This window comes from Gloeocapsopsis sp. IPPAS B-1203, from assembly GCF_002749975.1.
Classification (GTDB): Bacteria; Cyanobacteriota; Cyanobacteriia; order Cyanobacteriales; family Chroococcidiopsidaceae; genus Gloeocapsopsis.
Genome location: NZ_PEIG01000001.1, coordinates 287,167 through 312,923 on the forward strand (window position 1 = coordinate 287,167; position 25,757 = coordinate 312,923).

The window sequence follows — 25,757 nt, forward strand, 5'->3', positions numbered from 1 at the left end:
TGAGCATGATAAGTTCAATGGCAATTTTGGTTATTATGACTTAATTTTAAATTCTAGCGATCGCTATAACACTCCACACTGCCCTTGCTGTCGCAATAGATGATCGCATAGCACCAAAGCAACCATTGCCTCTACCATCGGTACAGCACGCGGTAACACACACGGATCGTGTCTTCCTTTAGCAGCTAACAAAGTTTCTTCTCCTGCACGGTTAACCGTACGCTGTTCCTTACGAATTGTCGCGGTCGGTTTAAACGCTACCCGCAAAACAATGTTTTCCCCATTAGAAATTCCTCCCTGAATCCCTCCTGAACGATTTGTTATAGTACGAACTTCCCCGCGATCGTCGGTGTAGAATTCATCATTGTGTTCGCTACCAGTGAGTAAAGTTCCAGCAAAACCAGAACCAATTTCAAAACCTTTAGAAGCTGGTAAGGACATGACACCTTTAGCAATATCGGCTTCTAGTTTGTCAAAAACAGGTTCTCCTAAACCTTTAGGAACATTGCGCGCAACACATTCAACAACACCACCAATAGAATCTCCCTGTCGTCCAATTTGTTCAATGTGTTCAATCATGCGTTCAGCACATTCAGCATCAGGACAGCGGACAATATTGCTTTCAACTTGGGCGCTGGTGACAGTGTTGGGATCGATGATGCCTTCTAAATCTTTAATTCGTTTGACATAGCCAATAACTTCGACACCAGCAACTGCAAACAGAATTTTTTTGGCGATCGCCCCTGCTGCAACTCTCCCAATTGTCTCGCGGGCAGAAGATCTTCCTCCACCTTGCCAGTTCCGAATGCCATATTTGGCATCATAAGTCGCATCCGCATGTGAGGGACGATATTTTTGTGCCATTTCATCATAGTCTTGCGGACGAGTATCTTTGTTGCGTACCAAGATTGCGATCGGAGTTCCTAAAGTTTTTCCTTCAAATACCCCTGATAAGATCTCGCAGGTATCTGCTTCTTTACGTGGCGTTGTAATTTTACTTTGACCTGGACGCCTGCGATCTAGTTCTTGTTGAATGTCTTCAGTAGAAATTTCTAAGCGCGGTGGACAGCCATCAATCACTACTCCAACGCCACCACCGTGAGATTCGCCAAAAGTTGTTACCCGAAATAAGTGCCCAAAAGTATTACCCATAGTATTGGGGTCAATAATGTATTAATTAAACTTAAAGATATCAAGATTCTACTGCTTGCTCTAAGCATCTTGCTGTTGAGGAGATACACAGTTTAAACATTCCCCCCAGCATTTACGATATAGGGACATTTTACGGGCTGCTGTATCCTGGTTCGTTTCTCAGACTTAGGTATTAATGCTTAATTCAGCAAAATTACTGAATAATTAGTCGCGATCGCAAATAAACTTCAGTAGTTCCACTGTAGCCACTCTACACCTAACTGCCATAAGAGTGGTACTCAATGCATAATAATCATGTCAATCACATCGTCAGTGTTGGTCAATACTTTGTTTTTTGTACAGTACGTCAGTCCTACTGCTAACTTTGCACAGCCTCAGACAAGCTCTAAAATATCCAAGCATGGTATGAGCAAGCTAAGACAAACTAAGTTACTTTTTTGTAAAACATCTGCTATTAGATTAGGATGACCAGCATAGAATCAGTTTCACGCTCAGACTTAGAGCAAAGACGAAAAAAGTTGCGGACTCACAGACGCCTCAAAATGTTACAAGCTGCATGGCAAACCTTAGCAGTAGGTGGCATGTTGGGTGGTTTAGTTTGGGCAACGACTCAACCTATTTGGGTACTACAAGAGCCTAGCCAAGTCACAATTGAAGGGAACCAACTTCTAGCAACACCCGCAATTAAGTCATTACTACCAGTATCTTATCCGCAGTCGTTGCTGCGGATTCAGCCTGAAGCGATCGCAAACTCTTTAGAGTCTCAACCAACGATTGCTGATGCGACTGTAACACGCGAATTGTTTCCCCCAGGGCTACGAGTGGTCATTACAGAAAGAATTCCTGTGGCGATCGCCTACATTAGACCACCTCAAGCTGTTACAACAGATACGCAAGCTAACATGGGTTTTGTAGATGCCAATGGGATATGGATTCCTTTTCAAACCTATGCTGCTCAATCTACAAATCTAAAACTGCCTCAATTAAAAGTTATTGGTCCCTGGGAACGATATCATTCTTACTGGTCTTCAGTATATCAAAGTGTTAGCCGTAGCCCAGTTAAAATATCTGAGATTGACTGCCAAGATCCAACCAATATTATTCTCAAAACCGAATTAGGTATTGTACATCTTGGTGCATATAGTTCGAGATTAACTCAACAACTACAAGTCCTCGATCAAATGCGGCAATTTCCTCAACAACTAAATTCTAGTCAAATTGCTTACATTGATCTCTCTAATCCGGAAACTCCAGCAGTACAAATGAACCAGTAAAAATAGTTAATCCTGATACGCTATAGGGTTAACTTTGGTGTCATATTGTCAAGAGATCTTCTTTATTTTTTTTTGAACAGTGATGAGTTTTTTTTGATAAAAATCAAAATATCCTTTGCGATTTCTCGCTGAGTACAACTTTCAAGTTTGTATCACTAAATCTTTTGGAAATAGTATATAGCAATTCCCGTAAGAGTTTTGCGATTAACAAAATTGTCAGTACAATTAAAAATTGTTCAAAATAAAATGAAGTAGTTCTATGCCAATGACTAAGATAGCTCAGATGCGTTTATGTATTTTTCAGGTTTATAGGCTGAGAGTATAGTGTAGATGTTCCCTTAGAAAGAAGGCTTACTAATTGGTTAGTTAACAATAAAAAGTGAGCAAAAGTCTTTGTATCAAAGAATGCAAAGCACACATTAACACAAGCAAGAGATGTTTCAAAGATTGACTGATTGCATGACAAGATATTGCTAAAAACCCAATAAAAACATTGCTATCTTAATGCGAATTTAATGAATATAGCTTAAGAAATACATATATTAAGGCGAACGTCGCATCCAAACTGTAGGAGCTACACTTTGTGAAGAATAAACAGTCAAGCGTGAAATCTGTTATTAACTCTATTAATTACGTTCAGCAAAATCAATTGCCAAAACTTAATGTGCTGATGCATGCTCTTAGGCAATCAAGTTTGCTATTTGCTAACAGACCTCATATTATAAAGTCTATTAGGACGACTATCGAGATCAGCACTACGCTTACGCGATCATCTCAACAAAAGCAACTTACTGTGTACGAGCACCAATTAAATCCTTTAAACTTTAAGAAAAACGACACTAATCTATTACCTGATTCACTCTATTTAAGTCAATGCCAGTGGTAATTTCCTAACGTTAGAGTGAAACTTACACTCATACCGAAGAGCAATTGTAGAGTCAAAGAAGGTCAACCTATAGTAGACTCTAAGCCAAATCAGATAAAAAGTTGTTTATATAACCTTGTTCATGCCAATGGTGCTTAACAGTAAAAGAGAGCCAACTGAGAAAAGCTCACAATCTCCAGGACAGTCAGGTTACTCGCTGAGTGTCAACTCTAATAATCCCTTCAACTCTTCCGGAATTCACTTTGGGCAAAATTATGATTCCAAAGGAATGCCTGAGCATGACGACCAAATGGACGGTATTGTACCAGGTCGAGTTGCTAATATCAAAGTTATTGGAGTTGGTGGCGGCGGTGGCAATGCAGTTAACCGCATGATTGCTAGTGAGGTCAGTGGTATTGAATTCTGGTCAATCAATACAGATGCTCAAGCTTTAACAAACACCTCAGCAACTCGTCGGTTGCAAATTGGACAGAAGTTGACACGTGGACTTGGTGCAGGTGGTAATCCGGCGATCGGTCAAAAAGCAGCTGAAGAATCGCGTGAAGAAATTGCTGCGGCTTTAGAAAATGCTGATCTCGTTTTTATCACTGCGGGTATGGGTGGCGGTACAGGTACGGGTGCAGCACCAATCGTTGCAGAAGTTGCCAAAGAATTAGGTGCATTGACAGTAGGAGTCATTACTCGTCCATTTATGTTTGAAGGACGGCGACGCACCTCACAAGCTGAACAAGGTATTGAGGCACTCCAAAGTCGAGTCGATACGCTCATTGTGATCCCCAATGACAAATTGCTATCTGTGATTTCTGAGCAAACACCTGTACAAGAAGCTTTCCGGATAGCTGATGACATCCTGCGTCAAGGTGTGCAAGGAATTTCTGACATTATTACTATTCCAGGATTAGTTAACGTTGACTTTGCAGATGTCCGCGCAATTATGGCAGATGCAGGTTCAGCATTAATGGGTATTGGTATTGGTTCCGGTAAATCTCGTGCCAGAGAAGCAGCAAATACTGCGATTTCCTCTCCTCTTCTCGAATCTTCCATTGAAGGTGCTAAGGGTGTTGTTTTCAATATTACTGGCGGTCATGATTTGACTTTACATGAAGTCAATGCTGCTGCTGAAACAATATATGAAGTAGTAGACCCCAACGCCAACATTATTTTTGGTGCAGTAATTGACGAAAGGCTACAAGGTGAGATCCGAATTACAGTAATTGCTACAGGATTTACTACAGAAGCTGCTGCAGAGCCACTATCTAATGTAAAAGTTATTTCAAAGCCACAACAAGCAGCACCAACCAATTCCTCTCCTCCTGCTATTGAGATAGAAACTGTAGAAAAACCAGGTTTAGATATCCCTGAGTTTCTCCAGAGAAGACGGAATCCTCGCTCTTAGGAAAAAGCGTAGACGATTTATCGACGTCTACGCCTATAGTCTTGCTTCTATCCACCGAATAGCCTGTTCGCCTAAACGAGTACCTTCTAACCGATCAATTTCTCTGATACCCGTTGGACTTGTCACATTAACTTCGGTAAGATAACCACCAATGACATCAATTCCCACAAAATACAAACCATCTTGATGCAGTCTTCTGGCGATATCGGCACACATCTGCTGCTCTCGCTCAGTAATATCGATTTGCGCAACAGTACCACCTGCTGCCATATTATTGCGAAATTCATTACCTGAAGAAAGTCGATTGAGTGCACCAATAGGTTTACCATCCAAAAGAATAATTCTCTTATCTCCTTCTTTGGCAGCCGCTAAGTAAGTCTGCACCATCACTGGGACACTTCCTTGCAAAGTACTTAACTCAACCATTGAGTTAAAATTGCGATCGCCTGCTTCCAAATAGAGAATTCCTTCTCCAGCTTTATTTCCTAAAGGTTTAAGAATGGCTGCGCCTTGTTTTTCAACAAACTCGTAAATTGTTTGTTTATCAGAACTGACGATTGTTTCTGGAATCCATTTGGTAAATTGCAGGGCATACATCTTTTCATTTGCTGCCCTAATTCCTTGGGGATCATTGATAACAAAGGTTTTGGCAGGATCGATATAGTCTAAAATGTACGTAGCATAGAGGTAGGAAGCCGTTACAGGGGGATCGGTACGCATAAAGACCGCATCCATACTGTCTAAGGGCGCAAAAGTGCGATCGCTCAATTCAAACCAAGGAGTTTTTACTACCCATCGTCCTTGTACGAGTTCCACAGGCTTTAGCTCGACTCGTTCCAACATAGCCCAAGCTTTGCCGGCTACGACACTGAGAAGATTCGCTTGAGTTATCCAAACAGAATGACCTAATGCTTGTGCGGCTTCCATCAAGGCTACGCTAGTATCATGTCCTGGATCGAGACGTGTAATAGGATCGATAATAAAGGCAAGTTTCATAGCTTTTTTTACGCTGTTAGCAATTGATCGAGCTTGCCTTGAAGTTCCAATTCGTACAAATCGTCACAGCCACCGATATGATTGTCATTGATGAAAATCTGGGGGACAGAACGTCTATCATGGGCGCGTTTTGCCATGAGCGATCGCGCTGCCTCATCCCCATCAATTACGTATTCTGCGAATTCAACACCTTTTTCTTTGAGTAAAGCCTTGGCACGAATACAAAAAGGGCATCTACTCCAGGTGTAAATTTCAATGTTGGGATTCATAAGCTATTGAGAGAATGACAATAAGAACAAAAAACTACTAAGCAATAATTCTTAAACTTTATTTTAAACTCTGGCTGATGCGGTATGCGAAGAACGGTTGATTGAAAAGGCTTGATTTCAGAATAGAAGAGACGTTATGCAAGTTTCCTCCTCTCTACAAAATATCAATTACGAATGACAAATTCATACAGCTTTCACCTGACTCTCGACCTCTTCTAAACTACTGCAGCTCATCGGCTTCTTGATACAACTCTTGTAATGCTTGATGTTGAGTTCGTCGTGAATGCCGTCGGTATTTCGTTTCTAACTTTGGTTCGTATTGTCTTCTACCGCGCTTCGTTTTCAGCTTCAAACTTGATTCAGGATCGGCTTGTTGATCGATCTGTTCTTGATGTGCGATCGCGTCTTCGAGAAAAGCTAAATAATGCTCGTATCGCTCCCAATCACCTCGCACAGCACAATTTGGCTCATCGCGATGCAAACAATCACTAAATTGACAAGTTTGTTGGGTTAGCCGCTGTCGTGCTTCAGGAAAGAAATTGACTAACTCGTGTGGGTGATAATTCAAATCTGGTTGATTGAAACCAGGAGTATCTGCCAGTAATCCACCATCAGGTAAGGTAAAAAGTTCTACATGGCGCGTTGTATGACGTCCGCGACTAAGCTTACCAGAAACTTCACTGGTACGTAGGTTAACTGTCGGAACCAAAGCATTAATTAAACTTGATTTTCCTACACCTGAAGGTCCAGCCATTGCTGAAATTCGTAGTTTGAGAAGATTTCTAACTTCAGAAATACCATTTCCCTGACGCACACTGACGAACACAGGTTGATAGCCCCACTGTTCTAAGCGATTGTGCCATTGTTGCTGTTGTTCGATTGTCAATAAATCGCTTTTATTCAAACACAAACGAACATCCAATCCTGTAGATTCAGCTTTAACCAAAAAGCGGCTCAGTTGGTAAGGGTCTAGTGGTGGTTCTTCTAAAGCGAAAACCAAAAGAATTTGCTCAGCATTGGCAACTGGCGGACGATCTAATTGAGACTTACGTGGTAAAACACTTGCGATCGCACCTCTACCACCTGCCCAATCTGGTTCAACAATTTCCACGCGATCGCCAACCATAACTTGCTGTCCTAACTTCTTAAGTCGCGCTCGCCGCGTACATAAAAGGAGGGGTGAGGAGCGTAGGGCTTTGCCCTTCTCGGAGAGTGGGGCGAGGAGCGAGGGGTTGAGGCGAACTTGATAGTAGTTAGCTTGAACTGCTAGTACTGTACCCATTAATGGTACATCTGCCGTGCTAGTAGCTTCCTGACTCATGCAATAATCATCAAGCGTCGCCAGAGATATATTCCCGTGAGGGCAAAATTGTACTCCATGTAGAACTTCATTCCTGACATCCGATCTCTGAACCGTAAGTCTGCGCTAAGCGCGTCCTCTGACCCCTTACGCATTTGCATCACCTGGGCGTTGGACTATTAAGGCAAAGTAGCCATTACATTCAGTGATTTGTTCAACTGAATAACCTGCCATCATTAAGCTATCGGGAACCTGCTCAATGGGTTCTCCAGGGTCTAACCAAACTTCTAGTCGCGACCCTGGAGACATTTTTTCCAAGCGCAGTTTTGTCCGCACAAAGTTGAGTGGACAGGGAGTACCACGCAAATCGAGTTGTGCGTGAGGTTGAGATGCCGTTTGATTCATCGCTGGAACAGATTTCCCAAAAATCCTTCTAGACCACCTTTACCTGTGCGATCGCCCTTAATTTTAGCTAATTTTTCTAGTAATTCTCTTTCTTCAGTAGTAATCTTTGTCGGAATGTCGATCAAAATTGTAATGAGATGGTCTCCACGACTTACCGGATTACCTAGACGTGGGACACCATGATTCTCAAGAGTAATTACCGTGTTAGGTTGTGTTCCTGCTGGTACTAACAACTCTTGTGGCCCATCCACGGTGTTTACTTGTATCCGACATCCTAGGATTGCTTGGAGATAGCTAATCTTAATTTCTGATAGGACATTGATGCCTTCGCGTCGAAATTCTGCATCTTCGTTGACAAACAAATAAACGTACAAATCTCCTGGAGGACCATTACGCTGCCCTGCATCGCCTTCGCTAGAGATTCGCAACCGCGTTCCGTTATCAACTCCAGCAGGAATTGTTATTTTCAGCTTCTTTGTAACTTGTCGTACGCCGTTACCTTCACAAGCATCGCACTTTTCTTCAATCATTTGTCCTGTCCCATTACATGTAGGACAAGTCGATACTTGGGTAAAACTGCCAAAAGGTGTACGTGTCACGCGCCGTACTTGACCGGAACCACTACACGTTGAACAAGTGCGCGGTCGAGTTCCAGGCTTCGCACCTGAACCGCTACAAACTTCACATGTTTCTAAGTGCGAAATGCGGATTTCTTTTTCACCACCAAAAACGGCTTCGCGAAACTCTAGCTTGAGATCTAAGCGCAAATCGTCACCGCGTACAGGACCGCTGCGTCGAGATCGCGCTTGTTGCCCTGCACCAGAAAAACCGCTGAAGAAGCTTTCAAACAAATCGGCAAAACCGCCCATGTCACCCATGTCTTGGAATCCTCCGACTCCAACTCCACCAGCGACTCCAGCTTCACCAAAGCGATCGTAACGAGCGCGTGTTTCCGGCTCAGAAAGCACTTCGTAAGCCCGATTGATTTCTTTAAAGCGCTCTTCAGCTCCGGATTCTTTGTTCACGTCAGGGTGATACTTCCGGGCTAATCGCCGGTAGGCGCGCTTGATTTCTTCTTTGTCGGCGTCACGAGAAACACCTAAAATTTCGTAATAGTCGCGGGCCATAAAGCGCTGCTTTGCTCGAGGTTAGTAGTTATACAATTCTTAATTTTAAATTGACAATTAAGTCATTAGTCATTATTCCCATACTACAACTTTAAGAGGAACTGATAGTTGTTACTCAATTGCTTCATAATCAGCTGTGACTGTGTAATCTTCATCAAAATCAAAATTGTATTCTTCTGCAACCGTAGCATTCTCTACGGTACCTGAGTGCGATTCAAGCTTGCTTTCGCTTGGAGTGCCAACTTCTGCTGCTTGAACCGATTGGTTTTGTTCTTCGTCAACATTTTTGTAAACATCTGTACCAATTGACAGCAGGGTTTGTTGGAAGTTATTTAAGATTTGCTTGACTTCTGCTACTGAGGTAGTTTGCTCCCCAAAAACAGAACGTAGCTCTGCGGCTTTTTGACTGACTTCAAGTTTTAGGCGATCGCTGATCAAATGCTCGTTGTCTTTTAGAGTTGATTCGTAAGTGTACAGCAAATCCTCTGCTTGGTTGCGTAGAGCAATCATTTCTACACGCTTTTTGTCTTGCTCAGCGTAGATTTCTGCCTCTTGACGCATTCTTTCTATCTCGGCAGCACTTAAACCACCAGTATTTGTAATACTAATACTTTGCTCGCGCCCCGTACCTTTGTCTTGAGCTAAAACTTTGAGAATGCCATTGACATCAATTTCAAACGATACTTCAATTTGAGGTACTCCCCGAGGAGCGGGAGGAATTCCGGTTAGGAGAAACTTGCCAAGGCTTTTATTATCTTTTGCTAATGGGCGTTCTCCTTGAAGGACGTGAATTTCCACAGACGATTGACCATCAGTTGCAGTAGAAAACACTTGTGATTTACTGGTTGGAATTGTCGTATTCCGCTCAATAACTTTTGTAAAGACTTCTCCTAGCGTCTCAATTCCTAGCGAAAGTGGAGTGACATCGAGTAGCAGAACGTCTTCAACTTCGCCTCCTAACACTCCACCTTGAATAGCAGCACCTAAGGCTACTGCTTCATCTGGATTGACTGAACGTTCTGGGGCTTTGCCGTTAAAGAACTTTTGGACAGCGTTCGTTACTGCAGGAATGCGTGTTGAGCCACCAACCAGGATAATCCGGTCAATATCTGCTGGCTGTAAACTGCAATCTTTTAATGCCTGACTCATAGGTTTGATTGTCGCAGCAATCAGATGGTTCACCAAGTCTTCAAATTTAGCGCGGGTGAGTTCCATTTCTAAATGCTTTGGTCCAGTTGAATCAGCCGTGATGAACGGTAGATTAATTGTCGTAGTACCCAGGCTAGACAGTTCTATTTTGGCTTTTTCGGCTGCTTCCCGTAGTCGCTGCAGTGCCATTTTGTCTATAGCTAAGTCAATGTTTTCTTGTTCTTGGAAACAGGCAATCATCCAGCTAACAATGCAGTTATCAAAGTCGTCGCCGCCAAGTTGGTTGTTACCAGCAGTTGCTTTGACTTCAAATACGCCGTCTCCAAGTTGCAGGATAGAAACATCAAATGTCCCACCACCAAGATCGAACACGAGAATTTTTTGCTCTTGTTCTAGCTTATCCAAGCCGTAAGCTAAGGCTGCTGCTGTGGGTTCGTTGATAATGCGCAATACTTCCATTCCAGCAATCGTGCCAGCATCTTTGGTAGCTTGACGTTGGGCATCTGTAAAGTAAGCTGGCACTGTAATAACTGCTTGGACGATCGCTTCACCAAGAAGACTTTCAGCATCTTGTTTGAGCTTGCGCAAAATCATTGCCGAAATTTCCTGAGGAGTGTAGGTGCGATCGCGGATTTGGACATCAACTGTATTGTCTCGCCCTTGAATGCACTTGTAAGAAACTCGCTGGCGTTCTGCAGTAGTATCGTCCCAGCGACGCCCAATAAATCGCTTGATACTGTAAATTGTATTTTCCGCATTAGTAACGAGTTGCCGCTTAGCGAGTTGCCCAACCAGGTGATCGCTTCCCTTACCAAACCCCACAACACTAGGGGTTGTTCTTCCTCCTTCAGAATTGGCAATAACCATTGGTTGACCACCCTCTAAGATGGCAACACAACTATTCGTGGTGCCTAAGTCGATGCCAATGACTTTTCCCATGCTTTCTGGTCGTAAGTGCAATTAGAACATAGTTTGTGCCATTTCTGGGATATTTATAGCATCTAAGGCATCGAAATAAGTAAACGGGTGAAAATTGGTAACCGGTCATTGGTAATTGGATAAGAATATCTACTACCCATTACCCATTACCCACAAAGGAAGTGTATATTTTCTAATTTGCCCACCTACTTATAGGTTATTGCCAATGTGATTTGGTTTACTCAGTTAGGTTCGGTTCTGACGTTTCTCCTGGTTCGGGAGCCGCAGATACTTTCACCAAAGCATGACGTAAAACGCGATCGCCTAAGAAATATCCCCGAACTAACTCTTCTAACACTGTTCCTTCTGGATGTTCATCCGTAGGTTCACGCATTACAGCTTCATGAAAGTTCGGATCAAAAGGACTTCCTTCTGAACGCATTGCGGAAACACCCAACCGTTTTAAAGTGTCTACCATTTGCTTATAAACGCTTTGGTAGCTTTTATGAATGGTCATTTCCGCATCGGTTTGTGGCTTGATCTGCGATCGTGCCCGCTCAAAGTTGTCAACTACAGGCAATAGCTCTGTAATTGTGTCCCGCTTGATTTTCTGCTCAATTTCTTCTTTTTCTTTTTGTGTCCGCTTGCGGAAATTTTCGAAATCTGCCCCAATCCTTATGTATTGAGAGGTGCGTTCCTCCAACTGCGATTTGAGCGATTCTACCTGCGCTGTTAATTCAGCTAATTCTGGATGTCCTTGATCAACAGCAGCCGTAGCAGCGTTTTCCTCACCCGTTATTTCATCTGGTGAGCTTGCTGATACTACTTGAGCATTTACCTCGGAGTTATCATTCAAATTCATTGTTTCAGCTGAGGTGTTACTCTCTTGTTCTGAGATTTCTGTTTGTTTGTCCTCGTCAACCATTATGCACCAATCTTAGATACTCGAAACTACGTTAAATAGTTACTTGTTTCACCGTACCTTTTCTAGGATGCACTAATTACACTCTAAGTCGCAAAACCCACCACAATTTTTTAGGGGAGTAGGGGAGAGATTTGATGATTGTTGCTCTTTACTACCCTACTACCCGCCTCTCTAATTCCTTAAGCTGCATAGTAACTTTGCCAAATTTTTTGGGAATACTTGATTACGGAAACTCTCACGACTCATGTATGACTTACTCCCCCTCACAGCGGCGTGCCCTGATCGTCAAAAATGACTTTTCTCCTTTCGGCAATAAAGTGATTGAGTCGGGGTATGTCAGTAATGAACAGATGCAGCAAGCTCTGAGTGAAAGTCGTAAATCTAAAAGACCCATAACAGAAGTATTAGAGTCACTAACTGGACGTCAACTCCCACCTGACTTACTGAGGTTTTATAAAAAGCAGCAACTCTTTGAACTCAAAATTGTTTATGGCGTTGAATTTATCGATCCTCAGCTCAATCAAATTGCCCCTAATCAAGTCGCAAATTTGATCGACACGCTCATCCCGGTTGAGATTTGCCGCCGTTTTCAATTAATTCCTTTGTCTCAAAATCCTGACCCTCCTTCAGTATTAGTGGCGATGGTCGATCCCGATCATCTAGAGGCTCAAGATTATTTGAGTCGAATTCTCCGTGCCAAAGGATTGGGATTGCAACGTATGGTGATGACGCAAGAAGACTTCCAACAGTTGCTTTCCAAATACCTCGACGCACAAGTTGAACAGCAAAAACAGCGAGACATTCAAAAATCAGTTGATGTTCAATCTGAGATCGAAGGCTTAGAGGGCTTTGATTTACAAAATGCCAATGATGAAATTGAAGCAGATTTAGGTGCTGCTATTCAAAATGCTGAGGCCGCACCTGTTATTGCTTTAGTCAATAAAATTCTTGTCAAAGCCTTGCAAGAAAAAGTTTCGGATATTCACATTGAACCGCAAGAAGAACATTTACGAATTCGCTTTCGTAAAGATGGAGTTTTACGTCAAGCATTTGAGCCACTACCGAAAAAGATTGTGCCGGCTGTTGTTGCTCGATTCAAAATTATTTCAGAACTGGATATTGCTGAGCGGCGGATGCCCCAAGACGGACGTATTCGACGAGTCTTTGAAGGACGTAAAGTAGACTTTCGCGTGAGTACTTTACCAAGTCGTTATGGTGAGAAAGTTGTTTTGCGAATTTTAGATAACTCAGCGACTCAACTTGGTTTAGACAAACTGATTAGCGACGAGGAAAGTTTAGAGATTGTCCGTGAAATGGCAAGTCGTCCTTTTGGATTACTGTTAGTGACAGGACCAACAGGTTCGGGAAAATCAACAACCTTATATTCTGTCTTGGCAGAACGTAATGAGCCAGGGGTCAATATCAGCACAGCCGAAGATCCAATTGAATATTCTTTACCAGGAATTACTCAAGTCCAGGTAATTCGTGACAAAGGTATGGATTTTGCCTCAATTTTGCGGTCTTTTCTGCGGCAAGATCCTGATGTGATTCTTGTCGGTGAGACACGAGACAGAGAAACTGCTAAAACAGCAATTGAAGCGGCACTAACCGGACATTTAGTCTTAACAACACTCCATACGAATGATGCTGCAGGTGCGATCGCCCGCTTGGATGAAATGGGTGTTGAGCCTTTTATGGTATCAGGTGCGTTACTTGGTGTTGTTGCTCAGCGTTTAGTTAGACGCGTTTGTTCAGCGTGTCGCATCCCCTATTCACCTTCTTCTACAGAGTTAGCACGCTTTGGTTTAACAAGTTCGCAAGACAATGGCGTGACTTTTTACAAAGCAAAGGCTTTACAGCCTGAAGAAATTGCCACTGCCCGCAGTCAAGGCGAACTTTGTCCAGAGTGTAGCGGTGTTGGCTACAAAGGACGTTGTGGCGTGTATGAGGTGATGCGCATTAACCAACGGCTGCAAAATTTAATTACTGAAGGTGCGCCAACCGAACGCATTAAAGAAGTTGCAGTAGAAGATGGTATGAAAACCTTGCTATCTTACAGCCTTGACTTGGTACGTCGAGGGCAGACCACACTCGAAGAAGTTGAACGTGTCACATTTACTGATTCTGGCTTGGAGGCGGAACTTAAAGCGAAACGAAAGAGTTCTTTAGAATGTCAAACTTGTAGCGCGGAGCTACAACCAGAGTGGTTAGAATGTCCCTACTGCATGACGCCACGTTTTCAAGATTAAACAGCCATTAATGATTAGCAATTAGTGCCCTACTTAAACATCAGGAGATAAATTCTATGGAATATATGATTGAAGACCTCATGGAGCAAGTTGTTGCTTGTGGTGGTTCTGACTTACATATTTCAACTGGCTTACCGCCTTATATCCGCATTAGTGGCAAGCTGACTCCGACTGATTATGAACCACTTACAGCGGAGCAATGCCAGCGTTTAATTTTTACGATGTTGAATAACACGCAGCGCAAGCACTTAGAACAAAACTGGGAACTGGATTGCTCTTATGGTGTGCGAGGATTAGCTCGCTTTCGTGTCAATGTCTATAAAGATCGCGGAACTTATGCAGCTTGTTTGCGAGCACTATCTTCCCAAATTCCCAGCATGGATGCTTTGAAACTACCAGATATTGTACGGGAAATTTCCGAAAAACCTAGAGGATTAGTTCTAGTTACAGGTCCTACTGGTTCTGGTAAATCAACAACATTGGCGTCGATGATTAATAACATCAATATGACGCGCTCAGAACACATCTTAACGATTGAAGACCCGATTGAATTTGTTTATGAACCCATTCAAAGCTTAATTCACCAGCGTCAAATCGGAGAAGATACGAAAAGCTTTGCTAACGCACTACGCGCAGCATTAAGGGAAGATCCTGATGTGATCCTAGTTGGTGAAATGCGCGACCTAGAAACAATTTCGCTGGCAATTTCTGCGGCAGAAACAGGTCACTTGGTATTTGGTACATTGCATACAAGTTCGGCAGCACAAACAGTTGACCGGATGGTAGATGTGTTTTCGCCAGAACAACAACAGCAAATCCGCGTACAGTTATCAAACTCACTTGTTGCTGTATTTAGCCAAACACTTGTACCGCGTAAAAATCCTAAACCAACTGAATTTGGCAGAGTCATGGCACAGGAAATTATGATCGTGACTCCAGCGATCGCTAACTTGATTCGCGAAGGCAAAACTTCTCAAATCTACTCGGCAATTCAAACAGGCGCAAAACTAGGAATGCAAACTCTAGAAAAAGTTCTTTCTGACTTGTATAAAGCAGGAACTATCTCACTCGAAGCTGCAATGTCCAAAACTTCTAAGCCTGACGAGCTTCAACGTCTCATCGGTGGTAGTATACCTGCAGCTCATGCAACACCAGCTAAACCAGGTTTGGGTAGATCAGTACTAGTAAATTAATTTTTTGCTTTTTATTAAGTAGCTCGCGTTCTGCCAAATGAAATCTTAGATTGTGGGGTAGGCAAGATGCCTACCCATTCGCCCCTTAACCTAATCTAGACTGTCTCACATTTAAGTTAAGTTGACATAATTAGTGTATGTATAATACTCCTCCTAATACTTAAACTTCAGGAAATATTAGTTATTGCTTGTAACTTTTTATTAGGACATTTAAGGGTAACAAAGAAGTATATTAAAAATTGAGTTTAATTTTCTTATTTATACATTGCGTTGTAAATTCAAAACATATGTTTCTATTTTCTCAATTATTATTTCCTTAATTTTGAATGATTCAAGTTATAAATTATGCCTACTTACGTAGCCAGTGTTAGAGACTCTAAGGGACAAATTAGAAAAGAGAAAATCACTGCAAAATCTCCAAGTGAAGCTCGTTCTAGTTTAAGAAATCAAGGATTATTTATTCAAGAAATCAAACAATCTTCAGAATTCGATTTAAGCAAAATTGATCTGCAGCAATTAACATTATTTTTATCAAAAGTTTCTGTTAAAGATAAAGCAGTATTTTCTCGACAATTTTCTGCTCTAGTAAATGCAGGAGTAGCAATTGTTAGGAGCTTAAGTGTATTAGCAGAGCAGTGTTCTAACCCTAAACTTAAAAAAGCTTTACTAGAAATTAGCTCAGATGTACAACAAGGTGTCAACCTTTCAGAAGCAATGCGTAAGCATCCTGATTGCTTTGATAACTTGTATGTCAGCATGGTTCAAGCTGGCGAAGTAGGAGGTGTTTTAGATGAAGTTCTTAATCGCTTATCCAAGTTACTGGAGGATATAGCTCGACTACAAAATCAAATTAAATCAGCATTAGCTTACCCTGTTGTTGTAGGTTTACTAGCACTTGCAATCTTTATTGGAATGACTGTTTTCTTAATTCCTATTTTTGCTAACATCTTTCAAGATTTAGGAACAGAATTACCAGTATTGACACAATTCATGTTAAGTATTAGCGGATTTATCCAAGGTTTTTGGTGGATGATTCCTATCATAATTGTTGCTCTCGGCTTTGCTTACCGTAATTACTACAAAACTCGAGTTGGTAGAGAAACAATTGACCGCTTTTCTTTAAAAATGCCTTTGTTCGGCGATCTAATTCAAAAGTCAGCTGTAGCACGCTTTAGCAGAACCTTTGGTGCTTTGACTCGTTCTGGCGTTCCTATTTTAACCGCTTTAGAAATTGTGAGAGATACAGCTGGAAACCAAGTTATTGCTAATGCAGTAGATGCATCTCGACAAGATATTCAACAAGGGGGAATGATCAGTATTGCATTGCAAAAAGAACGAGTATTTCCACCAATGGCAATTCAAATGATTAGTATTGGCGAGGAAACAGGAGAACTTGACCAAATGCTGATGAAAGTCGCTGATTTCTATGAAGATGAAGTTGAGCAAGCAGTCAAGGCGCTCACAAGTATTCTAGAACCTATAATGATTGTTGTTCTTGGTGGTATGGTAGGGTTAATTTTGCTTTCTATGTACTTACCTATGTTTAAGGTATTTGAGAGTTTGGGTTAAAACTAAGTAGTTGGACATAATAGGTATCGGCAGTGAGAAGTAGACAGTAGATATTTGTACCAATTACCCATTACCAATTATCAATTACCAGCATTTAAGTTATGAGTGTAAAAAACGTTCAATACCAAATTTGCTTAGCAGAGTATGCAAATACTGCTGGTGCGATCGCACTACTGAAGCAATATCGCCTCTATTTAGAAATGCTTCCTAGCTTGCGACGTGCGCATGAAAGTTTAATCGCGATTCCTTTACCTATTGTACGATTGCGTCAAAGGTCAGTTGTTATGGCTGAACGCAGCGACATCACACAAACTGCGATCCAACTTCCGTGTGATGTCGCGATTTTAATGTGCGACCCTGAATGGAAGATTAAAACTGGAGTTGAAATTATGGTCTTCATTCATCGCCCACACGAAGACTTTTCTGATTTCCTCAAGCGCTGGCGACAAACGCAGGTTTTACTTGATCAAGATTACGAATGGATTCTACCCTCTTCTTATCAACATATGTTAAATGAAGGAGCTAATATTCATCCTCTATTCGTTATTTTTGATGAAACACCGGAACGTATTAAAAAAGGTTTACAAGGAGCAAGTTTACCATTCATGACTGAAACCCTACCTATAGGAATAGAGCAAGACTCAGTAGAACGTATATCTTCATAAAGCTCCCCAGTTTAACGCTGAAGACTAAGAAATACGAAGTGAAGAAATAAACAAAAAAGTATTTAATAAAAATGTATTTTTTACTTAACAAGGTAAATAATAACCCGTATAAATCACTGAATTAATGATTTATTTTATTGAGCAGCAAAGAGGAAACTTAAGCCGTCTGGAGAAATAATACATGTATATAGACTTGCAGGAGATACTTGTCTTCAATATAAATAAATCTCTATGTTAATTAATTAAAACTTTTGCTATTCATAAATAATAATAATTTTGCGGATTTTTCATAAACTCACCTAATCTTACTTTTTAAAACTTATTTTACAAATCAATAAGTTAGCTAGATTTAAATACACACTTTCTTTTACTTTTTCACATTGTTAATCCTGAGACAAGAACTTAAATTACTAAGCAGTAAAAGGTTTCGTTAGCAAAATACAGTTAATAACCTGCTACTTAACAAAAAACTTTTGTTAGCAAAATGTTTTACTTCAAGTAAACATGCTAGAAATTCAAGAATTTATTACTAGCGATTATTAGGTTTCTTTTCAGGAGGATTTAATAATGCCAGAAGTTTTGGATTTAGATCTTAGCCATGCCCAAAAACCAATAGAATTTACTCTGCCACATCTTCGTACTACTCGTCCTACCACCTTTCTTTTGCGAGATCAGCTGCCAGCACAGGTACTGGCTACGGAAGCACCAACACTTGGCTGGGATACTGTGTTTGCGGTTAGGCTACCAGACGTCAACTCGGCGTTAATGAAGTCAGATAAGTATCCCAAAACATTCGAGATCACAGTCGATCCATCAGAAAATTACTCAATTCAGGGTACTTTTGGTTCTTGGCAGGTTGCCCGTGGGGGTGATGGCAAAATCGTATATCTGTCGATTCCCATTCCTACTGGAACCATGACATCTGGAACAAAAAGTTATCCGCTAGACGGTTCACAAGTCTATATCTCGGTAAATCTGAAGTACGTACCACAGAAGCAAGGCTCGAACGCACTCAAAGCGAGTGACAGTGACGTTGAAGTAGACGATTTGGTGGTAAACCCAGAGGCGCGTAGCGAAGAAGATCCAGCTGTTGTGATTCAAAATCTCAAGTTTGCGCAGAATCCGCCCAGCACATTTATTAAATCACTGATGATTGGTGCGCTACTGGAGTGGTTTAATGCGAACCTCATACAGTTTGCTTACGTTTTTTCCACGGTAAATCTCAATGAACGCGCAGATCAAGAACAGTTTCAATGGTTGAAACCAACTTATACTAGCTATGGCTACTCCGATGGTGCTACGGATGAAAAAAGCTACTTCGGCGTGCTGAATATGACTGACGACCGGAGTCCGGAAGGGTTGGAAAACCATTTGCCTCCAGCAGCAATTCCTGAAGAAGCACGGGCATCTTTTTCAATTGCTATGGAGCGTTTTTTAGAAAAAATGGTTTTACCAGGTCTTCCTAAAGGTTTCCCCAATGCATCCGACACCGATTTTACTTTAGCGAACAACAACACAGTGATTCAGAACACCAGAACGGTCATAGCAGACAAAATCAAGGTTGGGTTAATCTGGTACACGCCAGAAATTGAAACCTTTGAGCTGCAGGTTGTTGGTAATGAAATCCAAATTCACACGATCACGAAGGTCAATATCTCACCAGGCATCGATACTTTTGTTGATAACACGAGCTACCAAGAGATTATTGTCGTCAACAAGCCGGATGGATCGCAGACATTAGATTTCAAACAAACTAGAGACCCAAGGACAAATCACTGGGTAAAAACAGCGACTTGGGTAACTGTGACTGAAATTATTATCAGTGTGGCAGGCACGATCGCACTTGGTGTCGCGGGTACGGTGATCAAAGGTATAGCCAGAACTATTGTTGCAGTAGTCATCATTGCTCTAGTAGCTGGATTCGCAGCAGCAACACCTGCTCTGATTGCTGCGGTTGCTGGTGGTGAGGCTGGAGAGAAATTACCTTCAATTGATTTATTAGTGTTAAACTCGACCGCTCCTATTAAGTGGCCTGGCGCCTCTGAGTTTAAGCTCACCTCGGCGGGGTTGAATGGCTCGTTCCAGATGGGTGGCGATCCTGGTTTCACAATCTAAGCTCCAATACATTTCGCTCCGGCTTCCTTTTTTCTGAGGAGGTTGGAGTGAATTTCCCTAAAGGATATACCGTGTCAGCTTTTGGAGATGGCTATGCAAACCTTTGGTTGGGATACAGTTTTTATCGTGAGTATCAGTCGAATTAATGCGGCGTTGGCAGCAAACAGTACTACGCTTGTTATGTCCTTCGATGCTGCGCTCGATTCAGCTCCACCGGTTTCTGCAAATGGGAAGTTCAACACTTGGGAGATTGTTCCTGGTGGAGACGGCAAATTATTGTATCTGAAGCTACCCATTCACGAGGGGCTTTTGATTGTGGGAGAAGAAGATACAGCCCGAGAAATTTCTTTGGCAGGTGTTGCGGTAGTGATGTCACTTGAGTTAACGTTGTTGCCCAGTTACTCTGGGCTAGATCGCGGTTCAGGTCTGCAAGAGTTGAAGTTTTTGATTGATAAAGTGGGTTATGAGCAGATTCCCCCCGCTCCTGGTCTGATCACGCCTGTAACAGTCATAGACCCATCGGGGAGACTCAGTGTGGCTGACAAGGCGCTGCTTTCAAGCTTGCTCGCTAATTTTCTCGTCGAGAATGCGAACCAGATCAGTTATGTATTCGCCACAATCAATCTAGTGCCACCACATTCAAATAGCTGGCTTGCTCCTGTCTCATCAGACTATGCCTACCTAGACAAAACGGGTACTGGAAACGGTTATCTTGCGATCTTGAGTGTCACAGATGCACGGGATATCACGCACCTGCACCATACGCCTGACCCTGATGTGATCGCCGCTAGTCAAACGGCAAGCTTTGTGATTTCTCAGGACTTGTTTCTCAAGAATGTTATCCTGCCCTACTTAGCGGCTGCCTACCAGACAACACCCGACAGCTTCTATTTTGACGTACAAAGCCACGCAATCCGCAACAGACACTCATTTACAACTCTTGCAGTTAAGGAAGGTGCGATTACTTATTATCCGCAAATCGATCAGTTATTAATTGTGACAACCACTGATGGGCTGGGGACAACGATTGAAGGCTCGTGTTCGCTATACGCTGGAATTTCAATGACGTACAAAATTAGAACTCATAACAAAGCACAGTTCTACCCAATCGACAAAGCGATCGCATTTTTACCTGACCCAAAACCTCAAAGCAGTCACCATGCTGATATTCCTTGGTATTATTGGTTTTTAGGACTTTTAGTTAAGCCGATTGTTGATGCTGTGGTAGAAGCGATCGCGGATGGGATTGCTGAGTCATTGGATAATTTTGCCGGCCAAGCTTTGTCGCTTGCGAAAAACCCACCGCATTCAATTCAGTGGACAGATACCGAGCCGTTAGACGTAACCGTAGCAGGAGTAGACGGTAGCTTCTATATGATGGGACATGTCTAAACTACTCAAAATTCTTGATAAATCTCATTTGTCGATACCAAATGCTTGTGGAAATATTGGCGATACAAGTTACAGCGTGGTGTTACCTCATTTCCTTGCTGATGTACTAATCCCATACTGTATAGCTTAAATGCTTGCAGTGCAGCTAACCGTATAGGATGCGACGCAGTAACGGTTGATTTTATTGCTGCTGCTAGCTCGGGTTGTTGTTGTAGATTCCACAAGTGTCGTCGCAGATGATCGCTATAAGGTCCAGTTTCTGAAGGTGCTGTTCGCAAAAGTTGAGTAAGTGTCAGATCTTGCTGCGCAATATAATAAAGCGCTACCCGCACTAAATACGGGTGTCCTCCTACCATTGCCATCAGTTGAGCAACCTGTATGATATCCCAATGAAGTCCATGTCTTCGCGCTAAATCCTGCACTTGCTCGCTTGTAAATTCAGGTAACTCAATTGATAGCCCTACATTAAATGGCGATTGATGGATATTTAATGGGATATAAACTTCTGTTGAGTGTGCAATTACCAAGCGCAGTTTATGCCAAATTTCACGATTTTTTGCTTCTTCATGCCAAGCACGCAACAGCCCAAAAAAGTCATCGGCGATCTCAGGATATAGAAAGATACGATCCACTTCATCCAAACCTAAAACCAAGGGCTGGGACAGCTGAGCCAAAATGTACTTTTCAAAATAAACTTTGCAGCTGATCTTGCTGCCAAACATCTCATCCCAGTATTCAGCTAATCGATTAGGTAATTCTAATCCTAGTCCAACATTGACACAGAACCAGCGTAAAAATCGATCCAAATCTTGAAAAACACTACTATCTGCGAATTGAAAGCTTAAAGGTAATGTGTGGTAGCCTTGCTTGGTTGCATGGTGCAAAATTCTAGCCATCAGTGATGTTTTGCCCATTTGTCGAGGAGCTTTAATTCGGATCAAAGCTCCCCGATGCGAAATCATTTCGTAGCTGCGGGATTCAATTGGGGGACGCTCGATGTAAAAAAGAGAAGCTAGCTCGACTTGTCCTGCTGGTAATTCTGGTGCAGCTACTGGTGAGGGAGGACTATCAATTATAATTTTTTGTAACGTAGTGGGAACTGCTACTGTAAATTCACTGGTAGGTAATTGATGTTCTGCTATTCTGCTAAGAACTTTTTGCAAAGTTGTTGGTGTATCAGCAGGCGATCGCCACTCGTGCTGTGGAATCTGATTGAGATAGCCGTAGAGATCGTAGTTCAAGGATGAGCTTTGAGAGTCAACCCAGATTGGAATAATTACAGGGGACTTTTGCTGCGAGTGAGATATTTGTGTTTTAGTCCAACGAACGATTTCGGTAACTATTTCGCTAATTGCAGATTGCTCGGATAACAGCAAAACCCAGTAATCACAACGCTTTAATTCTGTATCGAACTGCGACCAGTTTTCTTGCGATCGCATAATCTCCTGAGCCATCAATGTTTGATGACCAGAGGCTCTCAAAGCTTGCTCAAACTCTCTCGCTATGTTGAGGTCTGACTCTTGGCTGCCATGATAGACAAAAACTTTTGAGTGGAGTAACGGAGCCACTTCACTATCAGTATTATGCTCTATTCCTGCGCTTTGCACTCGAAATGATTGAGTTTCGGGTAATAAGCTTCCTGTAATGGAGGTAGAGTATCTTTTTCTTCGCTCTAATGCAGCACGAAAGGTCTTTTTACTGACTTTTTCTTCTAATCCTTCAGAAAGTAATTTCCATAATGTAGCACCAACTGTTTTCACATAGTCTTCTGAGCAGTAGCAGGTTTGTGCAATTTGTTCATACTTCTGACTTAGCCATGTACCACGAAATACAGCAGCTTGTAGAGTATTCAAGTGCTTACCTGTTTTGGTAAATATCAAAGCATCGGTAAACGCTAGTGCCTCTTCAACGTCCATCGGTCAACTCAAGCTTTGATTCAGACTTTGGTTTGGTTGGTTTAGATAGCTAATTGCTATTAATAGTAGACTACAGGAACTAATATTCATGAGATATGATTCTTATCACGTTTTTGCGAAATATTAAAACATCTAAGTTAAGTCGCTTATTTTTTCCTAACTTTTGCCACAAACAATAACATTTTTTTTATTAAGACCAGTAAATAAATCGATCAATTCTTAATATTACTCTTAATGAGTTGCTTCTCAATAAAACCAAATATAATTTCGCCAAAATAAATAGTGAAACCTTTTTAATACCCTCATTTTTTGAAAAAAACGACCATTTATTTAAATCTAAGGGCATAATAAACTAATTTATTATACCTATCAAGGATTAACAGATTATCAATAGAATAAGTACTACTAAGTAGTACAGAAATTGTAAACTGCAAGTAGATAGACTAATTCAATTTTTAGGCAAACTTTACCTAAATAAGTTAGAGGGATGAAATGATAATTTTATCTGTGTGAAATACTACTACTAGCATCTCATGCTATAAAAAATATTTCCAGAGTAGGTACATTGATAAAGTTTGATAGAGCAATGCAGCTTTATTGCTAAAAATTTAATATTCAGTTAAAGCAACTTTAGTAATACTGAGTTAAAACTGACACCTTAAAAACATCTACAAATTATCTTGAAATATAGGAAATAACCATGAAAGAAACAACTCAATCATCAACTACTGAAGCAAAAAATACTAATTGCTCATCAGTGCCAGAGTCTGTTATGACTGCAGGTCGTTGTGAACTGACTGACGTCAAACTACACATTTCTGGAAAATTACCAGACGACTTACAAGGTCATGTTTTCATTGTCGGACCTGTAGGAGATGTTAATTCTGGAGGACTTCCCTACCCTAACGGTGACTCGGTTCTAAATGGCGATGGTATGATTTATCGACTTGATTTTGATTGCCAAGGCGAAGTAGGGCTGAAGTCTCGCATTGTTAAACCACCTTGTTACTTTGCTGACAAGGCAACTCGACTAGGATCAATGTATGCTAAGTATCGGTTTCGTAATCATGGACTTCTGCGTTTTTCATTATCGCTCGGCGCTCGCAATGATCTGAATACAGCTTTTCTACCCATAAGGTTCCGTGATGACTCAGAGGAGCGTCTGTTAGTAACTTACGATGCTGGTCGTCCTTATGAAATTGATACACAAACGCTTGAAGTTGTCACTCCTGTGGGAGCTAATCTTGAGTGGCGAGCAGAAACACAGTTAAAGTTTCCCTTTCAACCTATTTTTAGCACTGCACATCCCGCTTTTGATGCTCACACTAACAGGATGTTCACAGTCAATTATGGTAGATCAGCAGGCAATTTTTTAGAAACGTTACCTTTTATTTACGGATTAGATAAACTTCCACATGAGATTGATGAACTTTTAGATATTGTTGGGGAGTTTATCGAAACACAAGATTTAATCAAAGATTTCATCAAGCTTTTTTCCCAGTTTTCTCAAAATATTTGGCAATTATATATAAGGATAATTGAGCGAATTACAAGCATAGATATTGAGGATTTTGTTTATTTAGTTTGCTGGGATGGTGTTGGGAACTTAGAGCGATGGAAGTTGATACTCCCCGATGGCTCGCCAGTTAGGATTGAGCAAACCATGCATCAAATTGGGGTAACTCAAGATTATGTCGTCTTGATGGATACGGCTTTTAAAACTGGATTAGAGCAGATAATCAATAACCCTTTTCCAGAAAATAAAGGAGTTGAAAGATGTTTGAGGAATATACTCACACGACCCGTATCGCCTGACTCTACTATTTACATCGTGCGTCGCGCTGACCTGAAAGTTGGACAATGCCCAGCGTCTGCTCAGCAGGAAGTTGAAGTCCTAGTGCATCGAGTTGTGATTCCATTAGAAGCCGCGCATTTTTTAGTAGATTACGAAAATCCACACGGACAAATTACGCTCCACGCATCACATATCTGTGCCTGGGATGTAGCTGAGTGGCTTCGTGACTATAATAGCTCGGCATACAAACCTCATAATCCTGTACCGTCTCGCCTCAATGGAATGGAACAAGATGAAATGGACATCAGCCGCATGGGACGCTATGTAATTGACGGAGAAAGTGGACAAATTATTAAATCTCAAGTTATCTCAGATTTAAATCTTACTTGGGGTGTAGGATTATATGCGTATCTTGATAGACTCTCTTCCGGTATGCCTCTAGGGCAAATTAAAGATATCTACTGGACTTCGTTTGGGCTATGGAGAGAACTACTAACAAAGTTTATCTGCGATCTATACAAGGATTATAAATACCGAGCAGTGCCTGTGTCAGAAGTTCTTCACCTCGCAGAACAAGGTATACCAGCAAGCTTATTTCGACTGCACACCTCAGATGAATCGCTATATATCGCTGACAGCTTTCAGTTTCCTGAAGGTTATATGGTAAGTTCACCGCAGTTTGTACCTTATCTTGATGGAAATGACGGATCAACTGACGGTTACATTGTATGCGCTGTTGTCTTCGACGACAGCAATGAAATTTGGGTTTTTGATGCTAACAATTTGAAGGCAGGTGCAGTCTGCAAGCTAAGTCATCCTTTACTTAAATTTGGCTATACGTTGCATACAGCATGGCTGCCAAGCATTGGACTTCGCACAGCTAATTACTACATTTCTGTACGTCAGGATTACAAGGATTTAGTTAAGCAGCAACCACAAGAAATTCAACAGATGTTTGAGAATGAAGTGTACCCACACTTCGCATAAAGCTCATGCTATTACTTAAATATTTTCTGTTTAAGATAGGGAGCTAAACTACTATTAGATAAAAGTGTTATACATTTTT

General features: G+C 41.6%; 18 protein-coding genes. 9 read left to right on the plus strand and 9 right to left on the minus strand.

Going from position 1 to position 25,757, the window contains the following annotated elements:
* Positions 1–63 precede the first annotated feature (63 nt).
* Positions 64–1,152: a chorismate synthase gene (aroC, locus tag CSQ79_RS01395; RefSeq protein ID WP_099699416.1), complete on the minus strand. Its 1,089-nt coding sequence runs from the start codon at positions 1,150–1,152 to the stop codon at positions 64–66.
* Between the two features lie 464 nt (positions 1,153–1,616).
* On the opposite strand from aroC, the gene CSQ79_RS01400 reads away from it, so the two are divergent.
* The gene (locus CSQ79_RS01400; protein ID WP_099699417.1) at positions 1,617–2,426 is read left to right on the plus strand and encodes a cell division protein FtsQ/DivIB; all 810 of its coding nucleotides are present in this window, start codon (positions 1,617–1,619) and stop codon (positions 2,424–2,426) included.
* A 1,013-nt stretch (positions 2,427–3,439) separates the two neighbouring features.
* Positions 3,440–4,708 (plus strand): cell division protein FtsZ, encoded by a 1,269-nt coding sequence (gene ftsZ / locus CSQ79_RS01405; RefSeq protein WP_099699763.1) that lies wholly within the window; start codon positions 3,440–3,442, stop codon positions 4,706–4,708.
* Positions 4,709–4,741: 33 nt separating this feature from the next.
* Here ftsZ and gshB read toward each other — a convergent pair whose 3' ends face one another.
* The 7 genes from gshB to grpE all read right to left on the minus strand — a co-directional run bounded on the left by gshB (position 4,742) and on the right by grpE (position 11,797).
* A complete protein-coding gene (gene gshB / locus CSQ79_RS01410) occupies positions 4,742–5,704 on the minus strand; it encodes a glutathione synthase (protein WP_099699418.1) in 963 nt (320 codons plus the stop codon).
* Between the two features lie 8 nt (positions 5,705–5,712).
* Entirely contained in the window at positions 5,713–5,973 is a 261-nt protein-coding gene (gene grxC / locus CSQ79_RS01415; protein ID WP_099699419.1) for a glutaredoxin 3, read from the minus strand.
* A 220-nt stretch (positions 5,974–6,193) separates the two neighbouring features.
* The gene (gene rsgA / locus CSQ79_RS01420; RefSeq protein WP_099699420.1) at positions 6,194–7,294 is read right to left on the minus strand and encodes a small ribosomal subunit biogenesis GTPase RsgA; all 1,101 of its coding nucleotides are present in this window, start codon (positions 7,292–7,294) and stop codon (positions 6,194–6,196) included.
* 126 nt (positions 7,295–7,420) lie between these two features.
* Positions 7,421–7,678, minus strand: coding sequence for a sulfurtransferase TusA family protein (locus tag CSQ79_RS01425; protein WP_099699421.1), 258 nt, complete (start codon positions 7,676–7,678; stop codon positions 7,421–7,423).
* Entirely contained in the window at positions 7,675–8,805 is a 1,131-nt protein-coding gene (dnaJ, locus tag CSQ79_RS01430; protein ID WP_099699422.1) for a molecular chaperone DnaJ, read from the minus strand. Before dnaJ ends, CSQ79_RS01425 begins: the two co-directional genes overlap by 4 nt.
* Positions 8,806–8,916: 111 nt before the next feature.
* Positions 8,917–10,893 carry a molecular chaperone DnaK gene (gene dnaK, locus CSQ79_RS01435; RefSeq protein WP_099699423.1) on the minus strand — a complete coding sequence of 659 codons (1,977 nt, stop codon included), beginning with the start codon at positions 10,891–10,893 and terminating at the stop codon, positions 8,917–8,919.
* A gap of 217 nt (positions 10,894–11,110) precedes the next feature.
* On the minus strand, positions 11,111–11,797 hold the full coding sequence (gene grpE, locus CSQ79_RS01440) for a nucleotide exchange factor GrpE (protein ID WP_099699424.1): 687 nt from the start codon (positions 11,795–11,797) through the stop codon (positions 11,111–11,113).
* A 248-nt stretch (positions 11,798–12,045) separates the two neighbouring features.
* Between grpE and CSQ79_RS01445 the strand changes: the two genes are divergently transcribed.
* The 6 genes from CSQ79_RS01445 (at position 12,046) to CSQ79_RS01470 (ending at position 20,980) form a co-directional block, all read left to right on the plus strand.
* On the plus strand, positions 12,046–14,046 hold the full coding sequence (locus CSQ79_RS01445) for a GspE/PulE family protein (RefSeq protein WP_099699425.1): 2,001 nt from the start codon (positions 12,046–12,048) through the stop codon (positions 14,044–14,046).
* Between the two features lie 56 nt (positions 14,047–14,102).
* On the plus strand, positions 14,103–15,239 hold the full coding sequence (locus CSQ79_RS01450; RefSeq protein ID WP_099699426.1) for a type IV pilus twitching motility protein PilT: 1,137 nt from the start codon (positions 14,103–14,105) through the stop codon (positions 15,237–15,239).
* A 345-nt stretch (positions 15,240–15,584) separates the two neighbouring features.
* Complete coding sequence (locus tag CSQ79_RS01455) at positions 15,585–16,808, plus strand: type II secretion system F family protein (RefSeq protein ID WP_099699427.1); 1,224 nt, start codon at positions 15,585–15,587, stop codon at positions 16,806–16,808.
* 101 nt (positions 16,809–16,909) lie between these two features.
* A complete protein-coding gene (locus CSQ79_RS01460; RefSeq protein WP_099699428.1) occupies positions 16,910–17,473 on the plus strand; it encodes a hypothetical protein in 564 nt (187 codons plus the stop codon).
* A 567-nt stretch (positions 17,474–18,040) separates the two neighbouring features.
* The gene (locus tag CSQ79_RS01465) at positions 18,041–19,588 is read left to right on the plus strand and encodes a TULIP family P47-like protein (RefSeq protein WP_099699429.1); all 1,548 of its coding nucleotides are present in this window, start codon (positions 18,041–18,043) and stop codon (positions 19,586–19,588) included.
* 87 nt (positions 19,589–19,675) lie between these two features.
* Positions 19,676–20,980, plus strand: coding sequence for a TULIP family P47-like protein (locus tag CSQ79_RS01470; RefSeq protein WP_099699430.1), 1,305 nt, complete (start codon positions 19,676–19,678; stop codon positions 20,978–20,980).
* 5 nt (positions 20,981–20,985) lie between these two features.
* Here CSQ79_RS01470 and CSQ79_RS01475 read toward each other — a convergent pair whose 3' ends face one another.
* Positions 20,986–22,896, minus strand: coding sequence for an AAA-like domain-containing protein (locus tag CSQ79_RS01475; protein ID WP_099699431.1), 1,911 nt, complete (start codon positions 22,894–22,896; stop codon positions 20,986–20,988).
* A 700-nt stretch (positions 22,897–23,596) separates the two neighbouring features.
* Between CSQ79_RS01475 and CSQ79_RS01480 the strand changes: the two genes are divergently transcribed.
* Entirely contained in the window at positions 23,597–25,678 is a 2,082-nt protein-coding gene (locus tag CSQ79_RS01480; protein ID WP_099699432.1) for a carotenoid oxygenase family protein, read from the plus strand.
* Positions 25,679–25,757: the final 79 nt, after the last annotated feature.

Bases quoted from the DNA above. Each gene is read 5' to 3' on its own strand.
- aroC (WP_099699416.1), bottom strand. From the start codon at position 1,152: ATGGGTAATACTTTTGGGCACTTATTTCGGGTAACAACTTTTGGCGAA.
- CSQ79_RS01400 (WP_099699417.1), top strand. From the start codon at position 1,617: ATGACCAGCATAGAATCAGTTTCACGCTCAGACTTAGAGCAAAGACGA.
- ftsZ (WP_099699763.1), top strand. From the start codon at position 3,440: ATGGTGCTTAACAGTAAAAGAGAGCCAACTGAGAAAAGCTCACAATCT.
- gshB (WP_099699418.1), bottom strand. From the start codon at position 5,704: ATGAAACTTGCCTTTATTATCGATCCTATTACACGTCTCGATCCAGGA.
- grxC (WP_099699419.1), bottom strand. From the start codon at position 5,973: ATGAATCCCAACATTGAAATTTACACCTGGAGTAGATGCCCTTTTTGT.
- rsgA (WP_099699420.1), bottom strand. From the start codon at position 7,294: ATGAGTCAGGAAGCTACTAGCACGGCAGATGTACCATTAATGGGTACA.
- CSQ79_RS01425 (WP_099699421.1), bottom strand. From the start codon at position 7,678: ATGAATCAAACGGCATCTCAACCTCACGCACAACTCGATTTGCGTGGT.
- dnaJ (WP_099699422.1), bottom strand. From the start codon at position 8,805: ATGGCCCGCGACTATTACGAAATTTTAGGTGTTTCTCGTGACGCCGAC.
- dnaK (WP_099699423.1), bottom strand. From the start codon at position 10,893: ATGGGAAAAGTCATTGGCATCGACTTAGGCACCACGAATAGTTGTGTT.
- grpE (WP_099699424.1), bottom strand. From the start codon at position 11,797: ATGGTTGACGAGGACAAACAAACAGAAATCTCAGAACAAGAGAGTAAC.
- CSQ79_RS01445 (WP_099699425.1), top strand. From the start codon at position 12,046: ATGACTTACTCCCCCTCACAGCGGCGTGCCCTGATCGTCAAAAATGAC.
- CSQ79_RS01450 (WP_099699426.1), top strand. From the start codon at position 14,103: ATGGAATATATGATTGAAGACCTCATGGAGCAAGTTGTTGCTTGTGGT.
- CSQ79_RS01455 (WP_099699427.1), top strand. From the start codon at position 15,585: ATGCCTACTTACGTAGCCAGTGTTAGAGACTCTAAGGGACAAATTAGA.
- CSQ79_RS01460 (WP_099699428.1), top strand. From the start codon at position 16,910: ATGAGTGTAAAAAACGTTCAATACCAAATTTGCTTAGCAGAGTATGCA.
- CSQ79_RS01465 (WP_099699429.1), top strand. From the start codon at position 18,041: ATGCCAGAAGTTTTGGATTTAGATCTTAGCCATGCCCAAAAACCAATA.
- CSQ79_RS01470 (WP_099699430.1), top strand. From the start codon at position 19,676: ATGGCTATGCAAACCTTTGGTTGGGATACAGTTTTTATCGTGAGTATC.
- CSQ79_RS01475 (WP_099699431.1), bottom strand. From the start codon at position 22,896: ATGGACGTTGAAGAGGCACTAGCGTTTACCGATGCTTTGATATTTACC.
- CSQ79_RS01480 (WP_099699432.1), top strand. From the start codon at position 23,597: ATGAAAGAAACAACTCAATCATCAACTACTGAAGCAAAAAATACTAAT.